The organism is Novosphingobium umbonatum (genome assembly GCF_004005905.1).
GTDB classification, from domain to species: domain Bacteria; phylum Pseudomonadota; class Alphaproteobacteria; order Sphingomonadales; family Sphingomonadaceae; genus Novosphingobium; species Novosphingobium umbonatum.
Genome location: NZ_SACO01000004.1, coordinates 167,656 through 182,558, shown reverse-complemented (window position 1 = coordinate 182,558; position 14,903 = coordinate 167,656). Strand labels below are relative to the sequence as shown.

Sequence of the window (14,903 nt, the reverse complement as noted above, 5' to 3'; positions counted from 1 at the left end):
CCTACCGTCCCGCGATAACCATGGGCGCGATCGGCAATTGCGCCTGAATATCGGGGGCATACATCGCCTCTACGCGCGCCGCAGGCAGGGTGAAGCGCCCCGCCGCATTCAGGCGCACCGTATAGTCAACGCTGGTTTTCCCACGCGGCAGCCATGCGAAATAGGCCCGCCAACTATCGCGCCCATTTTCGGTATAGCTGGGCCATGCACCACTGGTCTGTGTGCCTTCCTCCTTGCGCAGGATTTGCGATTGTCCGCCAAGGCCGGACATCACACTGGCCCCTGGCGGCAAGGGATCGGCCAGCACCACCCAATTGCGGTCAGCCTGCGCCTCGATAGTCAGACGGATGCGCAGCACATCGCCTTGCGACAAATGCGCCGGATCGCGGGCCGACACCACGGTCACCTGACGGCTGAGGCGATAGCCCACCGACAGGGGCTGGGTCACCGGCACCGCGGCATGGACCGAGACCACCGCCCATGGCGCCGCGCCGCCTGTATGGCCCAGCGTCAAAGCGCCCTTGGCCAAAGGCAGGCGCAAAGGTTCGGCATTGCTGGCGGCGGGCCAAGCCATCGTCACCGTCTTACCCGCCAGAGCCACCCGCGTGGTGCCCGCCACAGCAGAGGCGGGATAGGCCATGGCAAAGCGGCGCCTGACCACCGCGCCCCAGGCATTGGCAGGCGTGCTGTCCCAATGGCCCCGCATCTGGCGCGCAGCAAAGCCGGTCATCATGCGCGGAACTTCCTGCGCCCAATCGGCTTTACCCATCACCGCATCCAGCGCGAGGGCCGCCATTTCATCGCCGCTGACCATCATCCACCAAGGCGCGCGGGCCGCATCGGCCAGATCAAGCCGCGTGCCCGCCCAGACCAGACGGCGACGCAATTCCCCCTCTGCCGCCGCCCGCAAGGCCCCCGCGCGCGGGGCACGGGGCAAGCGGTCCAAGGCCACAATCCACTGCGCCAAGGTCGAGGTCGGCATGGCGGCGGGCACCATATCGATCCGTGCCACCAGCGCAGGATCAGCCGCCCCCGCCCGCGCCAGCGCCGACAGCGCCGCAATGCGGACCAGACGCTCATCAGTGCGGATTGCCCTTTCGGCGGTCAGCCGCCCTTCCACCACGCGGCGCAAGGCCTCCACCATCCGCCCCCGCGCGGGTTCGGGCACAGCCAATCCCGCCGCGCTGGTCATCGACAGCACATAGGCGGTCAGTTCGGTCGAACCCTTGGCATTGCTATCGGGCCAGTATCGCAACAGGCCGTCACCATCGAGATAGGTGGGTAGCGATGCCGCCAGTGGTGCCCAAGCCCCGCCATCCCCCGTCGCCACCAGACGCGACAGCCTTTGTTCAAAGCAATTCCATGGATATTCGCGCATATAGCGCCGGACCCCGTCCAGAGGCGCGGCCAGACTATCGGTCAGCGACACGGTGACATAGCCGCCCTCCAACGCGCCTGTTGGTGGGGTGATCGCCATGGGCGGGCTGCCTGCTTGCTGCAAACTGGCCGCCCAGACTTCGACGGGCACGGCAGGCGTGATTGTCTGGCGTATTTCCAGCCTGTCGCTGGCCCCACTGTCCGATTGCGCCTGCACTTTCCAGACCACCGCCCCTGCCTGCGCCGGAACATCCACCGGCCAGCGCAGGCTTTGCGCGGCCCCCGCCGCCAATTGCACGGTGATCGGCGCCAGACGGCTCCCCCGCTGGTCAAGGCTGGCCGTAGCGGTCACTTTCATCGGGTGATCGGTGCCATTCTTGACCGTGAACACCGCGTCATAATGGTCGCCCGTCCGCACCATCTCGGGCAATCCGGAATAGATCGACAGATCCTGCGCGGTGCGGACCGTGGCCTCGCCCGTGCCGAACCATTGCGCGCCATCACTCGCCACCGCCACCAGACGGAAACGCGACAGGCTGTCGGACAAAGGCACGCTGACATGGCCCATACCTTGCGCGTCGAGCGGCACATGGCCCTTCCAAAGCAGCACAGGCTGGAAATTCTCGCGGTTGACGCCTGATGCATCGCCCCCGCCGCCACCAGCGGCCACCGCTTTCTTGCCATAATGGCGCTTGCCCACCACCTGCATCTGCGCGGTCGAGGTGGCAACTTCCAGACTGCGCATCCCCATCATCGCGTCCAAAGCCTGCCAGCTTGGGTTGGGCATCAATTGCAGCAAAGCCTCGTCCACCGCGACAAAGGCCACATCAGCTCCGCCCGCAGGCGCGCCATCGGGGCGATGCACCGACACCGCCACTTCGGCCTTGTCCCGCACGCCATAGCGTTCCCGCTCGGGCTGCACCTTCACGTCCAACCTATGCCCTTCCCATCCCACCTGCACCTTGGCAAGCCCGAGCCGATAGGCTGGTTTGGCCAGATCGACGGTGGAGGTAACAGGCTGGATATTCAACACCTTGCCCCATTGCTCCACCAATTCGGCCAGCCATGCCCGCCATCCCGTCACCCGCCCGCGCACCGCCATCACCGAGACATAGACATTGGGCGCATAGGCCGCAGGCATGGGAACCTCGACCACCGGATCGGTTCCCGACAATTCGGTGACAAAGGAAGACAGCACGCCTTCGCGCTCCACCGTCACCAGCGCAGTGGCAGAGCGGAAAGGCATACGAACCTGAAACCTTGCAGTTTCACCGGAGGCATAGGCGGGTTTTTCGGGGATGACATCCATCCGATCACCATTGTCGCCGCCGAACCACCATTCATCCTTGCCCGCCAACCAGACGGTGGTCACCGCCATCGTCTCGCGTCCGGCGGCATCCTTGGCCCGCGCCACCACGGTCACCTCGCCCGACACATCCGGCACGATCCGGCAGGAGGCCCTGCCCTGTGCATCGGTGCTGATGGCACATTGCCCGTCCAGACGCGTCACTTTTTCCTGATTGTCATAGGCGTAGAACACGCCGATCAACCGCCTGCGCGCGGTCAATATCTCGCGCGAATAGAGTTCGATCGTGATCTTACCCCCCGCCACCGGCCGCCCATCCAGATCGAGCAGCACGCTTTGCAGGCGCAAATCATCGGCATGCATCAACCAGTCATCGGTCTTGATCCCCAATTGCACCGCCGCCGGATAGAGGCTCAGCCTGCGCCCCGCCGTCATCGTATCGCCATTGGCATCGGGGTAATCCATCTCGACACTCATGGAGATCGGGCGGGTGATCTTTTCCCCCACGCCCACATCGGCTCTTGCCGTGCCATCAGGGCCCAGCGTGACCGGCAGCACCTGCGCAAAGGGCAATGGCTTTGCCTGCCCCTCGCCCGAACCGCCCATCGGGCGGGTGCCTTCCACAATGGGATCGCCGCCGAAATTATAGCTATCCCAACCCTTGGGCGTGGGCGACCAATCGTTGAAATCGGTACGTAAGGTGACCGGCAAACGCCCCGCTCCGCCCCCCGACAGATAGGCGACAAACAGCGAGAGCGGCACGCTGGAAGGCTGCACCAAAGCCTCTCTGGCCGAGGAGACCGGCGTGATCGAGGCGCGCATCGTGGGCAATTTATATTCATCGACGCGGAAGGTCTGCTCGGTGGCAAAGCTGCGCCCCTCGACCTCGAATTCCAGCGCATAATCGCCCAGAGGCGCGCCCTGCGGCACTTTCCATGCGCCCTCGCCAAAACCGGCAACCCCGATGGACAGCGGCAGGGTAAAGCTGGTTTCCGACCCCATATGGCGCAGCACCAGATTGCCCTTCACCCCCTCGGCAAAGGCAAAGCCATTGCCGACCTTGCGCCGCAGAATATGCTTGAAATGCAGCGTTTCACCCACGCGCACCAGCGTTCGGTCGAACAAGGTATGGATGATTTCCCCGCTATCATCGCGGCCAAAGGACAGGTCGAAATCATAGGGCGAAATGCCCTCGTTCCACGTGCTGAGGGTGAAGCTCATATCGCCATTAGCACGGGCGGACACCATCACCGGATGGTCGCTGCTATCCTTGCAACCACCCCCTATGCCGGGATTGGGCAAAACGGGGCCGATGGAAAACAGGCCATGGGCATCGGTGCTGCCCTGCGCCATCTGGCGGCCGGTGCAACTGTCGGACACGCGCACCAAGGCGCCTGCCACCGGCCTGCCCGAAGACAGCGAGGTAACCCAGACCAGCGAGGATTCGCGCCCCCATTTGAAATGCACCGCCATATCGGTGACCAATGCGCCGGTGGCCACATAGCGCGGCGCGGGTCGCCCGAGCAGGGCCGCACCCAAAACGGGGCTGGCATATTCGACAATGTGAAAACCCCTGCCCGCCAGCGGGATGCCGACAACCTCGAAATCACGCCCTTTGCCCGGCAAGGGCAGGCTTATCGGCTTGATCGGCCCAGTCGGCGAGGCAGGCCCCAACAGGGCGCGGTCTCGGGTGTGGTTGATCAGGCGTTCGTTGGGCTTGCCTTCATTGACCTTGGTGTAATCGGAATTTTCCGCCTCCTCCAGTTTCCTCAGCCAGGCGGCGATTTTCGCGTCATCATTGGCAAGCCGCGTGCTTTGCCCCGCGATGCTGGTGATCTTGCCGCCCAAGGCAGGCTCCACCGCGCGCACCGTCACCGGCAGCACGGGATCGGACGCCTCGATAATACCGAAAGGCGCGGCGAATTTCACCAAAGGCGGCTCTGCGGCGAATTTGACCGGCAGGGGGAAACGCGCCGCATTGCTCAAACGGCGGCCCGACAGGTCGTGGAGGTCGGCAGGCAAGGTCAGCGTGGCACGGGATAGCGCAGGGAACGGCCCGTCAAACCGGATGGTATCCACCTCCAGCGCGCTTTTGTCGGTATCGCGCACATGCGGCAGGCGCACCGAACCATCGGCCAAGGTCAGGCGCGCGGCCAGTGCCATCCGCCGGTCGACCGGAGAGGTGAAGGAAAGTGTGGCCGCCGTAATCGGGCTGCAGGCGGCATTGCCATTGGCGCGGCTGCATTCCCAGCGCGCCTCGAAGGCTGCACGCACCTTGAAGTCGAACCTTTGATCCAACCCTGCCAGCTTGCCATGAGCGTCAGAAATACCCGCAGGCCATACCAGCGACATGTCATGCTGCGGCACCAAAGGCCGACGGCAACGCAGCGCCGTCAGCTTGGCCAAGGCGGCTGCCCTCAGGCGCGGTTCGCTAGGTAATTTGTCGCCAATCTCGGCCTTTTGCAGGAAATCACTTTGCCGCCAGTCATCCTTGTCCATTCTATCAAGGATCTGCCCCACGGTTTCGGCAGGCAGGACATCCACCGCCGCCATCTCGCCCAGCCCCGACAGGGCGCAACCTGCCTTGGCCGCAATGGATGCCGGATCGGCGGGCACATTGGTGGCGACCAGAAAGACCTGATCCTCGTCAATCGTATCGCCATCCTCGCCCGGCGCCATCACCGCGCGCACCCCAGGGCCACCTGTGTCAATCGCCCACACGCTTTGCCCCGACAGCGCCTGTTTGCGCAAAGTGGTCAGGCCCTTGCGCAATTGCACCTTGCAGGAAAGCCCGCCGGGCAAGGCGTGATCGAAATCCAGCACATAGGTCTGTTGATCCACCCAATGACCGCTGGACTTGGTGGTGCAATCGCTTGTGGCAGGCGCCTGCGCGCGCGGATCGCCCAAAGGCACCATCGCCTCGGAAAAGCGCAGGGTAAATCTTTCGATCAACCCGCTATTCTCGCCCGAACCGCCCGGTGTGGCCTGCGTGACATGGGGCAATCCATCGCCTCTGGCCACCAGAGGCAAGGAGAGCAACATAACCAGCACCCACCGCCATTGCCGCCGCGCCAAACCCATTGCCCCATCCCCTGATTCGAGCATGGACTATGTTGGCCCCAATTCGCTTTGTCTACGCGGGCTTGTCCATCACGGTCAGCGGTTTACGCTGAGGTGCCGCGTATAGGAGGAATTACAGGCATCGGTTGTTAACCAAACCCGCCTAGATTGCCTGCATGACGATGCTCTACGCTCTCCTGCCCGAATTTCTGGTGATCGCCGCCTTGCTGCTGATCGAGCGTGGCAGAGGCGGACCGCGCCACGACTGGCGGATGAATGTGCAAGTGTGGCTGTTGCAACTTGCGGTCGGCTTGGCTCTGCTGCCGCTGGTGCAAGGCTGGACGGGGCCTGCCTTGATCGACGGCCGCCAATGGCCCTTCTGGCTGGGCCTTTTGCTCTTTGTGCTGCTCAAAGATGCCGCCGAATTTGCCTATCACTATGCCCAGCACCGCATTCCCGCGCTATGGGCCATGCATTCACTGCATCATTCCGATCCGGCGATGGCAGTCTTGACCACGCAGCGCCATTTCTGGGGCGACCAGATCGTCAAACAAGTGACTGTGTGGTCGGTTGTGTTGATGATCGTGAAACCCACGCCAGCCATCGCCTTTGGCTATGGGATCATCGCCTTGTGGAACCTGTTTGCACATCTGGACGCGCCGATCAGCTTTGGCTGGTGGTCATGGCTGCTCAACAGTCCGGCCTATCACCGGCGCCACCATTCCATTTTGCCCGAACATTATGACACCAATTTCGCCGGAATATTCCCGATTTTCGACGTGCTTTGCGGCACCTATCGCCGACCGGACAGCTTTCCTCCGACCGGCCTTGCATCGCGCCCCCGCAATCTGTGGGAGGCGGCAATCTGGCCGCTGATCTGGAACCGCAAGGCGCAGCATTCTGCCTGCGACCCCACAGCCTAACCCTACGCGCTTTCCTGCAAACGGCCATCATATTCCTGCTGGGCGGCCATGATCTGCGGCATATTCTCTTCGGCCCAATGGGTTAAGGCGGAGACAGCCTGTTTCAGGGTGCGCCCCAGCGGCGTCAGCGAATATTCCACTGTAACAGGCACCGTAGGGAAAGCTTGGCGCGCCAGAATGCCATCGCGTTCAAGCCGTTTGAGCACCTGACTGAGCACTTTTTGCGAAAGGCCGTCAATGTCACGGCGCAGGCTGTTGAACCGCACCGGCCCGTCCTGCAGCCGGTGAAGGATCAACAAGGCCCATTTGTCGCCAAGCCGGTCCAGCACCAGTCGCGTGGGGCAATGCTGGTTGAAAACGTCAAAGCGGGACGGTGTCTGCGAGGTAACCATGTTTCCCGAAAGTGCCTTCTTTTGCCAGTTCCATCCCTGCATTATGTTTCCAATCCACAGCTGGTTTCAAGTGGAAACTGGTCAGGAAGGGAAAAGCGATGAGCCAGATCTATGTCGTCTATCATTCGGGCTATGGCCATACCAAGGCAGTGGCCGAACAAGTGGCCGAAGGCGCCGCCGCGCAACTGATCGCGATTAATGCCGATGGCGAGATCACCGAAGCGGGCTGGGCGGCGCTCGATGCTGCCGACGCCATCATTTTCGGCACCCCCACCTATATGGGCAATGTCAGCTGGCAGTTCAAAAAATTCGCCGATGCCAGTTCCAAGCAATGGTTTACCCGTGGCTGGGCCGACAAGGTCTTCGGCGGTTTCACCAATTCGGCCAGCCCCAGCGGCGACAAGCAGGTGGCGATGATCACCTTGCAAACACTGGCCTCGCAACATGGCGGCATCTGGGTCTCGCTCAATCTTGCGCCGTCCAACACCAAGGCGGCCACCGGTGCGGACATCAACCATCTGGGTGGATCGGTGGGCCTGTTGACCCGCGCGCCTGCCGATGCGGGGGCCGATGAAGTGTTGAGTGGCGATCTGGCCTCGGCCAAGCTGTATGGCGCGCGTATCGCCAGCATCACTGCCCGCCTGCGCGGTTGAATAGGTTCAGCGCCGCGCTACCCTCTCAGGCGCGGCGCGACTTCAGCAGGCCGGCACGCAGACCGCCAATCCGCCCAGCGAGGTTTCCTTGTAATGGTGGAGCATATCGGCACCGGTGCGGCGCATCGTCTCGATCACCTGATCCAGACTGACATGATGCCGTCCATCGCCCGACAGGGCCAGACGCGCGGCATCAATCGCTTTTACCGCCCCCATCGCATTGCGCTCGATACAGGGGATTTGCACCAGCCCGCCAATCGGATCGCAGGTCAGCCCCAGATTATGCTCCATGCCGATTTCGGCGGCATTTTCGATCTGGGCGCTGGTACCGCCCATCACCGCGCATAGGCCCGCCGCCGCCATGGCGCAGGCGACGCCCACCTCCCCCTGACAACCCACTTCGGCGGCCGAAATGCTGGCATTGCGTTTGAACAAGGCGCCAATCGCGGCGGCGGTCAGCAGGAAAGTGGCGGCATAATCGCTCTGGCCATCGGCTACCCTTCCGGCAAAGCGCAAGACGGCAGGGATAACTCCCGCCGCCCCATTGGTGGGCGCGGTGACCACCACCCCGCCAGCGGCATTCTCTTCATTGACGGCAATGGCCCAAAGATTGACCTCATCCAGCACCGCCAGCGGGTCAGCGGTTTGGGCGCGCTTGGCCTCGATCCTTGCGCGCAATGGCGCCGCCCGCCTTCGCACGTCCAATCCGCCGGGCAGAGTGCCGGTCTGGCGCATGCCGCGCTCGATACATTGGTCCATCGTTTCAGTCAGCCGGACAAGGCCCGCCATGGTTTCCGCGCGCGGGCGCAGACCATCCTCATTGGCCAGCATGACGCCCGCAATGCCAAGACCGGTTTCCTCGGCCATGGTCACCAATTGGGCGGCGCTGATGAAGGGATAGGGAACCGCGCTCTCCTCTTGCGCTCCCTGCGCGGCCAAAGCTTCTGCCTCATCCAGCACAAAGCCGCCGCCGATGGAATAATAGGTGCCCTGCGCCAAGATTGCACCGGCAGCATCAAAAGCGCGCAAATGCAAAGCGTTGGGGTGATAGGCTAGCCGCTCTGCCCCGCGCCACAGCAGGTCTTGGCCCATGTCGAAAGCAATGGCGTGGCGGCCAGCCAAGGCGATCCCCCCGCCCGTCATGGCACGATCCACCACCTGCGCCATCACATCAGGCTGGCAGGATTCGGGCCTCATCCCCGACAGGCCCGCGATCACCGCGCGGTCGGTAGCATGGCCTTTGCCGGTCAGCGCCAGCGAGGCATAAAGCGCAACCTCTACCCGCGCCACCGAGTCCAGATGAGCGGCATGATCCAACCCTTCAACAAAGCGGCAGGCGGCGGTCATCGGCCCCATCGTATGGCTGCTGGAAGGGCCAACCCCCAGCTTGAAAATATCGAACAGACCTGCCGTCATGCTGCAAACTCCAACCGCCATGCCCATCGGGTCATGCGTCGTGAAATTCTCTCGCGCGCGGCGGCGAAAGGCAACATAATTATCACCGCCCGATATATTCACGCCCACCACCAATGCAAAAATGCCAAAATCGGGTCACCATCACGGTCCGACAGAGCCGTTTCCGACGCCAGCCCCCCCGCCCAACTGTTACTTGTGTCTGTTGCGGCACCCCACAGCCTCGATAAAACGTGACACAAATCAATTGAGAGGATGTGGCAGTGCGTTTCATCGACCATCTGGTTGTCGGCGGTTCCGGCAATGCTCCGGCGCGAAAGTCGCCGGTATTCAACCCTTCCACCGGCCAAATTCAGGCCGAAGTGGCGCTGGGCGATGCCGCGCTGCTCGACCGCGCCGTGCAGGCCGCGCTGGCGGTACAACCGGCATGGGCCGCCACCAATCCGCAGCGCCGCGCGCGGGTGATGTTTGAATTCAAACGTCTGGTCGAAGCCAATATGCAGGAACTGGCGGAATTGCTGGCCTGCGAACATGGCAAGGTGGTGGCCGATGCCAAGGGCGATATCCAGCGCGGGCTGGAAGTGGTCGAATTTGCCTGCGGCATTCCCCATGTGCTGAAGGGCGAGTTTACCAATGGTGCAGGCCCGGGCATTGACGTCTATTCCATGCGCCAACCGATCGGCATCGGCGCCGGCATCACGCCTTTCAATTTCCCCGGCATGATCCCGATGTGGATGTTCGGCGTGGCGATCGCTTGCGGCAATGCCTTCATCCTGAAACCTTCCGAACGCGATCCCAGCGTCCCGGTGCGCCTGACCCAATTGATGCTGGAAGCGGGCGCCCCCGAAGGCGTGTTGCAATGCGTGCATGGTGACAAGGAAATGGTCGATGCCATCCTTGACCATCCCGCGATTGGCGCGATCAGCTTTGTCGGTTCGTCCGATATTGCCAATTACGTCTATCAACGCGGCGCGGCCAATGGCAAGCGCGTGCAGGCGATGGGCGGCGCCAAGAACCATGGCATCATCATGCCCGATGCCGACATCGACAAGGCGGTGGTCGATCTGGTCGGCGCGGCCTTTGGTTCGGCGGGTGAACGCTGCATGGCGCTGCCGGTGGTGGTGCCGGTGGGCGAAGGCACGGCGGAAAAGCTGATCGACAAGTTGTTGCCTGAAATCCATGCGCTCAATGTCGGCACCAGCCTCGATCCCTCCTCGCATTACGGCCCGGTGGTCACCAGCGAGCACAAGGCCCGCGTGGAAAGCTGGATCACGAAATGCGAAGAAGAAGGCGGGAAAATTCTGGTCGATGGGCGTAACTTCACGCCTCAGGGGCTGGAAGGCGGCTTCTATGTCGGACCCACGCTGATCGACCATGTCACGCCCGATATGGACAGCTATCACAACGAAATCTTTGGCCCCGTGCTGCAAATCGTCCGCGCGCCCGATTTCGAAACCGCGCTCTCGCTGCCCAGCAAGCATCAATATGGCAATGGCGTGGCGATCTTTACCCGCAACGGCCATGCCGCACGCGAATTTGCCGCGCGGGTGAATGTGGGCATGGTGGGCATCAATGTGCCGATCCCCGTGCCGGTGGCCTATCACACTTTCGGTGGCTGGAAGCGTTCCGCCTTTGGCGACACCAACCAGCATGGCATGGAAGGCGTGAAGTTCTGGACCAAGATCAAGACCATCACGGCCCGTTGGCCCGATAGCACGCCCGAAGGCGGCAATGCCTTTATCATTCCGACCATGGGGTGATGTGATCTGCTGGTCCGGCTCATTGCTGCCGGACCAGCACATACCCTGAGAAATACTTGCCGGCGTAATCCCTCGAAAGCTGTTTTCCCCATGACCCATGCGTTTTGCCTGAACGAACAACAGATCGCGATACAGGACGCGGCGCAGCGCTTTACCGCCGATGCGATCACGCCCCATGCCGCGCGCTGGGACGAGGAACACCATTTCCCGCGTGATCTGATGCTGGCGGCGGGGGAAATGGGTTTCGGCGCGATCTATGTCAGCGAGGAAAGCGGCGGGATCGGGCTGGGACGTCTGGAAGCGGCGCTGGTGATCGAGGCTATGGCCTATGGCTGTCCCACGATGTCGGCCTTTATTTCCATCCATAATATGGCCGCCTGGATGATCGACCGCTATGCCAGCGATGCGGTGAAAGAACGCCATCTGCCCACCTTGGTGACGATGGAAAGTCTGGCCTCCTATTGCCTGACCGAACCGGGCAGCGGATCGGATGCGGCCAGCCTGCGCACCACCGCAAGGCGCGATGGCGACCATTATGTGCTGAACGGCACCAAGCAGTTCATTTCGGGCGGCGGGGTCAATGATGTCTATCTGATCATGGTCCGCACCGGTGATCCTGCCACGAAGGAAGGCGCGGGCGCGCGCGGCATTTCCTGCCTCTTGGTGGAAAAGGGCATGGAGGGGCTTTCCTTCGGCGCGCCGGAAAAGAAGCTGGGCTGGAACGCCTCACCCACCGCGCAGGTGATCATGGAGGATGTGCGCGTACCGGTTGCCAATCTGTTGGGCGCCGAAGGGGACGGTTTCAAAATCGCCATGGCGGGCATTGATGGCGGGCGGGTCAATATTGGCGCGGCATCGCTGGGCGGCGCGCAACGCTGTCTGGAGGAGGCGATTGCCTATACCAAGGACCGCAAGCAATTTGGCAAAGCCATTGCCGATTTCCAGTACACCCAGTTCCAGCTGGCCGATATGGCGACCGAATTGGAAGCGGCACGCCTGCTGCTCTATACCGCCGCCAGCAAGATCACCGAGGGCGCGGGCGACAAGACCAGCTTTGCCGCCATGGCCAAACGCTTTGCCACCGATACGGGCAGCAGTGTGGTGGACCGCGCGCTGCAAATGTTTGGCGGTTATGGCTATTTGCGCGACTATCCCATCGAACGTTTCTGGCGCGACCTGCGGGTCCATCGCATTCTGGAAGGCACCAATGAGGTGATGCGCCTGATCATTGCGCGGGAGTTGTTGAAATGAGTGATGTGCTGACCCGTATGGAAGGCGTTGCCGGTTGCATCTCGCTCAACCGCCCGCGCGCCATCCATGCGCTGACCTCTGACATGGTGCAGGCGATGATCGCAACCTTGCTGGAATGGCGCGATCTTGCCGAGATGACGGTGGTGATGATCGACCATGCCGTTGATCCGGCGGGCGCCCCCAAATTGTCGCGCGGCTTTTGCTCGGGCGGCGATATCAACCTGTTGCGGCAATCGGCTCTGAACGATGGCGGCGTGGCGGGGCGCCGGTTCTTTTACGAGGAATATCAACTCAACCATCTGCTGTTCACCTATCCCGAACGCACCGCTGGCAAGACGGTTGTGGCCTTTATGGACGGGATCACCATGGGTGGCGGTGTTGGCATTTCGCAGCCCGCCGCCTTGCGCGTGGCGACCCCGAACACCCGTTTCGCCATGCCGGAAAGCGGCATTGGCCTGTTCCCTGATGTGGGCGGCGGTTGGTATCTCTCGCGGTTGAAGGGGCGCTTGGGGCAATATCTGGCGCTGACCGGCGCGCGTCTGGACGGGGCGGAATGCCTGTGGGCGGGCCTCGCCACGCATTATTTGCCGGTCGAAGTGCTGCCCAAGGCAAAGGCTGCCATCGCGGCGGGTGAGGCGCCGGAATTGGTGCTGGATGCTTTGTCCTGCGCCCCTCCTCCCGCCCAATTGGCCGACCATGCGGAGGCCATCGAGCGCTTGTTCGCCAGCGACCATCTGGAAACCATCATCGCCGCGCTGGAGGCCGATGAGAGCGATTTTGCCCGCGAAACTTTGGCGACCATCCGCAGCAAAAGCCCGACGACTTGCAAGGTGGCGCTACGCCAATTGGTGCTGGGTGCGGCCATGCCTGATTTCGCCGCCAATATGGCGATGGAATATCGCATCGGCGCGCGCGTGTTGATGCTGCCCGATTTTGCCGAAGGGGTGCGCGCGGTGATCGTGGACAAGGACAATGCCCCGCAATGGTCCCCCGCCACGCCGGAAGCCGTTTCCGAAACCACTCTTGATGCCATTTTCGCGGCGCTGCCCGCGCAGGAAGAATGGAAACCCGTATGAGCTATGAAACTATTCTGGTCGAAACGCGCGGTGCGGTCACGCTGATCACGCTCAACCGCCCCCAAGCGTTGAATGCCCTCAATTCGCAAGTCTGCGCGGAGTTGATCGATGCCTTTGCCGCATTTGAGGCGGACAATAGCCAAGGCTGCGCCGTGCTGACCGGCAGCGGTGAAAAGGCCTTTGCCGCAGGCGCCGATATCAAGGAAATGGCCGAGAAGCCGGCGGCGGATTTCTTCCTCGGCGACTTTTTCGCCGAATGGCAAAGCAGCATCGTCAAACCTACCCGCAAGCCATGGATCGCGGCTGTCAACGGCTTTGCGCTGGGCGGGGGGTGCGAATTGGCGATGATGGCCGATTTCATCATCGCCAGCGACACCGCCCGCTTCGGTCAGCCCGAGATCAAGCTGGGCGTGGCCCCCGGCATGGGCGGATCACAACGCCTGACCCGCGCCGTTGGCAAAGCCAAAGCGATGGAAATGTGCCTGACCGGCCGGATGATGGGCGCGCAGGAAGCCGAAAGCGCTGGGCTTGTGGCCCGTGTGGTGCCTTTGGCCGATCTGCTGGAGGATACGTTGAAAACCGCTGCGGTGATTGCGGCTATGCCGCGCATGGCCGCGATGGTGAACAAGGAAATGGTCAACATCGCCTTTGAAACCACCTTGGAACAAAGTCTTTTGACCGAAAGGCGCCTGTTCCAGATTCTGACCGCAACCCAGGACAAGGCCGAGGGCATGGCCGCCTTTGTGGAAAAGCGCAAACCGGTTTGGACCGGACGATAATCACTGCGCCAAAATTCAAAGACATAAGGGAGAGGCTATCATGAAAATCGCATTTATCGGCCTTGGCAATATGGGCGGGGGTATGGCCGCAAACCTTGTAAAGGCTGGCCATGATGTTCGCGCTTTCGATCTGGCACCTGCCGCGCTGGAACGCGCCCGCGACAATGGATGCGCCACTTTTGCCACCGTGCGCGAGGCGGTGCAGGATGTGGATGCCGTAGTGTCGATGTTGCCCAATGGCGGCATCGTCAAAGCGGTCTATCAGGCAGATGTGATCGACCATGCGCCGACCGCTGCGCTCTTACTGGATTGCTCGACCATCGACGTGGGCACCGCCCGCGAAGTGGCCCAATTGGCACAGGACAACGGCTATGCCATGGCGGATGCGCCAGTCTCCGGTGGGATTGCCGCCGCCAATGGCGGCACGCTAACCTTTATGGTGGGCGGCAGCGATGAGATTTTCAACCGCGCCGAACCCATTCTGTCCGCCATGGGCAAAGCGGTAATCCATGCCGGTGACAACGGCGCGGGGCAGGCCGCCAAGATCTGCAACAACATGCTGCTGGGGGCCTCGATGGTGGCCACTTGTGAAACCTTCAAACTGGCCGAACGGCTCGGGCTGGACTTGCAGACCTTCTACGACATTTCCTCCAAGGCTTCGGGCCAGTGTTGGTCGATGACCTCCTATTGCCCGGTACCGGGTGTCGGCCCCGCCACACCTGCCGACAATGGCTATCAGGGCGGTTTTGCCACTGCCCTGATGCTGAAAGATCTGAAACTGGCCATGGCCGCCGCCGAGGCCGCGGGAGCGCCTGTCCCCATGGGGCATCGCGCCGAGGAACTTTACAGCGCTTTTGATGCAGATGGTCATGGCGGGATCGATTTTTCGGCCATTATCAAGACACTTTAACGG

At 62.2% G+C, this 14,903-nt stretch carries 10 protein-coding genes; 7 read left to right on the top strand and 3 right to left on the bottom strand.

The features are described 5' to 3' along the window. Window position 1: 1 nt before the first annotated feature. Window positions 2-5,788, bottom strand: a complete 5,787-nt coding sequence (locus EOE18_RS07210; RefSeq protein WP_246027308.1) for an alpha-2-macroglobulin family protein — start codon at window positions 5,786-5,788, stop codon at window positions 2-4. A 131-nt stretch (window positions 5,789-5,919) separates the two neighbouring features. On the opposite strand from EOE18_RS07210, the gene EOE18_RS07205 reads away from it, so the two are divergent. Then, a complete protein-coding gene (locus tag EOE18_RS07205; RefSeq protein ID WP_127707720.1) occupies window positions 5,920-6,666 on the top strand; it encodes a sterol desaturase family protein in 747 nt (248 codons plus the stop codon). A 2-nt stretch (window positions 6,667-6,668) separates the two neighbouring features. On the opposite strand, the gene EOE18_RS07200 is transcribed toward EOE18_RS07205, so the two are convergent. Beyond that, window positions 6,669-7,058, bottom strand: a complete 390-nt coding sequence (locus EOE18_RS07200) for a winged helix-turn-helix transcriptional regulator (protein ID WP_127707718.1) — start codon at window positions 7,056-7,058, stop codon at window positions 6,669-6,671. Between the two features lie 98 nt (window positions 7,059-7,156). Here EOE18_RS07200 and EOE18_RS07195 point away from each other — a divergent pair, with 98 nt between their 5' ends. After that, the gene (locus EOE18_RS07195; protein WP_127707716.1) at window positions 7,157-7,711 is read left to right on the top strand and encodes a flavodoxin family protein; all 555 of its coding nucleotides are present in this window, start codon (window positions 7,157-7,159) and stop codon (window positions 7,709-7,711) included. A gap of 42 nt (window positions 7,712-7,753) precedes the next feature. On the opposite strand, the gene EOE18_RS07190 is transcribed toward EOE18_RS07195, so the two are convergent. Next, the gene (locus EOE18_RS07190; RefSeq protein WP_127707714.1) at window positions 7,754-9,127 is read right to left on the bottom strand and encodes an L-serine ammonia-lyase; all 1,374 of its coding nucleotides are present in this window, start codon (window positions 9,125-9,127) and stop codon (window positions 7,754-7,756) included. A 260-nt stretch (window positions 9,128-9,387) separates the two neighbouring features. Here EOE18_RS07190 and EOE18_RS07185 point away from each other — a divergent pair, with 260 nt between their 5' ends. From EOE18_RS07185 to mmsB, 5 genes are all read left to right on the top strand, one after another. Then, a complete protein-coding gene (locus tag EOE18_RS07185) occupies window positions 9,388-10,884 on the top strand; it encodes a CoA-acylating methylmalonate-semialdehyde dehydrogenase (RefSeq protein WP_127708077.1) in 1,497 nt (498 codons plus the stop codon). Window positions 10,885-10,974: 90 nt separating this feature from the next. Beyond that, the gene (locus tag EOE18_RS07180; RefSeq protein ID WP_127707712.1) at window positions 10,975-12,135 is read left to right on the top strand and encodes an acyl-CoA dehydrogenase family protein; all 1,161 of its coding nucleotides are present in this window, start codon (window positions 10,975-10,977) and stop codon (window positions 12,133-12,135) included. Then, complete coding sequence (locus EOE18_RS07175; protein ID WP_127707710.1) at window positions 12,132-13,211, top strand: enoyl-CoA hydratase/isomerase family protein; 1,080 nt, start codon at window positions 12,132-12,134, stop codon at window positions 13,209-13,211. Before EOE18_RS07180 ends, EOE18_RS07175 begins: the two co-directional genes overlap by 4 nt. After that, complete coding sequence (locus tag EOE18_RS07170) at window positions 13,208-13,990, top strand: enoyl-CoA hydratase-related protein (RefSeq protein WP_127707708.1); 783 nt, start codon at window positions 13,208-13,210, stop codon at window positions 13,988-13,990. Before EOE18_RS07175 ends, EOE18_RS07170 begins: the two co-directional genes overlap by 4 nt. A gap of 40 nt (window positions 13,991-14,030) precedes the next feature. Continuing rightward, window positions 14,031-14,900 (top strand): 3-hydroxyisobutyrate dehydrogenase, encoded by an 870-nt coding sequence (mmsB, locus tag EOE18_RS07165; RefSeq protein WP_127707706.1) that lies wholly within the window; start codon window positions 14,031-14,033, stop codon window positions 14,898-14,900. The last annotated feature ends 3 nt before the right edge of the window (window positions 14,901-14,903 follow it).